This is a genomic window from Steroidobacter sp. (assembly GCF_016790065.1).
In the GTDB taxonomy this organism is placed as follows: domain Bacteria; phylum Pseudomonadota; class Gammaproteobacteria; order Steroidobacterales; family Steroidobacteraceae; genus Steroidobacter.
Genome location: NZ_JAEUPY010000144.1, coordinates 1 through 2356 on the forward strand (window position 1 = coordinate 1; position 2356 = coordinate 2356).

General features: G+C 60.5%; 2 protein-coding genes. Both read right to left on the minus strand.

The features are described from left to right. Positions 1-610: TolB family protein (locus JNL55_RS06090; protein ID WP_293850731.1), on the minus strand; the 610-nt coding region annotated here is incomplete at its 3' end. Positions 611-672: 62 nt separating this feature from the next. Then, a partial coding sequence (locus tag JNL55_RS06095; RefSeq protein WP_293850734.1) for a TonB-dependent receptor occupies positions 673-2356 on the minus strand: 1684 nt, incomplete at its 5' end.

Sequence of the window (2356 nt, forward strand, 5' to 3'; positions counted from 1 at the left end):
CGAACGACTTCTGCTCCAGGTCGTACAGGTAAATGCGCGTGGGCTTGATGCGATCGTGTAAATAGCCGACGCCGCCGTCTTCCTTGAAGCGCGCTCTATCGACCAGCCACGGACCGGAAATCTCTTTACCGCTGGCATCCTTGCGCAGCGGCAGTTCTTCTCGATACAACACCGCAATACGTCGCGAATCGGGCGACCAGATGTAGTCGCCGATTCCACCGGGAATATCAGTTGCTCGCCGTGCCTCGCCGGATGACGTGCGATCCAACAGCCATAGCTGACTGCCACGCGCCGCGCCGTCGCCAGCGCGCAGAAAACTGATCCAACGACCATCGGGGCTCCAACGAGGCGTACTCGCGGATTCGGTGGCTCGCGTCAGGCGAACCGGCTCGCCACCGTCCCAACGCGTCAGCCAGAGGCCAGTGCGCCGACCGTCGCTTGCCACATCGACGCTGTCGACGGAGTACAGCACCCACTGACCGTCCGGCGACAACTGCACATTGGCAACGTTTTCGATTCGGTCCAGATCGTCGATTCGATAAGGACGCGCAGCCGCGTCGAGCGCGGCCAAAGAAAGCAGCGCGCCCACGATGAAACCGTGAAAATTCATTGATCGCACCTTGGCGGAGGGAACGGCGGAGTCGCTACCAATCGCGACCCCGCCGCGCGCGTTCAGAAGCGCTTGCTGAGCGACAGCCGGTACTCTCTCAGGCGCGGATCGCCGAACGGGCTGTAGTAGCTGCTGGAGCTGTAGAAAACATCCAGCGGTGGCACCTTGTCGAAGACATTGTTGACGCCGAATTGCAGCGTCACACCCGACAGCAGCGACGAGCTGGCGTCCTCATCCCAACCATAGGTGAACACTACGTCGTGATAGCTCTGACTCGGAATCGTCCGCGAACCTTGCGCCTGGACATACGCAGTCACGCCACCCACAGCGTACTGCTCGTAGGAACCGAAGTAGCTCATGGTCCAGTCGACCTTCCAGGCATCCTTGCTCCAGCCGATACCGAAGTTGCCCTTGCGCTCCAGCGGACCGTCGTAAGCAATCTGGTTGGTGACATCCTGCAACGGCGCGACGATGGACGCCTGCCGCTCGAAGTAACGAATCAGCGTGCCGCTGGCCGACAGTCGCAGCGTGCCCCAGTCCATCACCGGCACCTGATAATCCAAGCTCAGATCGAAACCTTCGGTCTGTAATCGATTGGCACCGAGCAGACTGAAATCCACCAAGGTGATTCTGCCGACACCGTACGGGTCGCCCGGCAGCGCGGCAGCACGCTGCACTCGATTCGGGAATTGATTGGCCAACGTGACGATCTGTTGTGCCGTGGGCCGGGTTGCGACGTTCTCCAGCTCCAGGCGATACCATTCCAGGTTGGCGCGCAGGCCTTCGAGAAACGGCGGCGTCCACACCACACCCAGGCTCCAGCTGGTCGATTCTTGCGGTTTGATGTCCGGATTGCCGCCGGAAATGAACTGCGTCGCGACCAACTCGTTACCCCGCAACGGATCGATGACGTTGACCGTCGCGCTCGGCCCGCGAGTGTCGGTGCCACCCAGGGTCGGCGCCAGGAACTGACTGTAGTCCGGCGGCAGGAAGCCGGTTGCGTAGCTGGCACGGAACATCAACTGTTCGATGGGTTTGTAGCGCAGACCGATGGTCGGATTGGTGGAGCTGTACTCCACCGACTCGTCGACCACTGCGGCGCCCGGCGTCTCGATATATGTAGTGCCGGTCTTCACATCGAAGCGCTCGGTGCGGGCCGACAGTTGCAAATCCAGCTCGTGCACCAGTGGCACTCGATTCGCCTTGGAGATCAAGGGAATCTTCATTTCGGCATAGGCGCTCAACACCTGCTGCGACTTGGGCAGGTATTGCCGATTCAAATTCGAACTCGGAAAGTTGGCGAAATTCCACAGATACGACGCGTGCCGCATGCTTTCCTCTCGGTACTCCAGCCCGAGCGACAGCATCGGACTACCCGCCGGCAGATGACCCAACGGTCCAGTCACTCGCAACGCGACGTTATCGAGCTGCGAGGGCGATGTGCCGAGGTAATTGCCGCCGTAGTAATTCAGGTCGACGGGATTGGCCAGCGTGTCCAGAAACGGATTGATCGCGCCGCTGGTAATGCCCTGCGGAATGGTGTCGAAGAACAGGCCGAAGCTACCGAAGACGGCTTTGTTGCGAGTCCAGGTGTAGTCGCTTTCCAGCTGCCAGTCCTTGGGTAAGTCCACGATCACGCCGCCGGTGACGCGCGTGATTTCGTTACTGACATGCATCTCCCGCTCGTCGGCGACCGACGGTGGCCGCGTGACCCAGACGCTTTGTTGAAAAGGATTGGATGGGTTC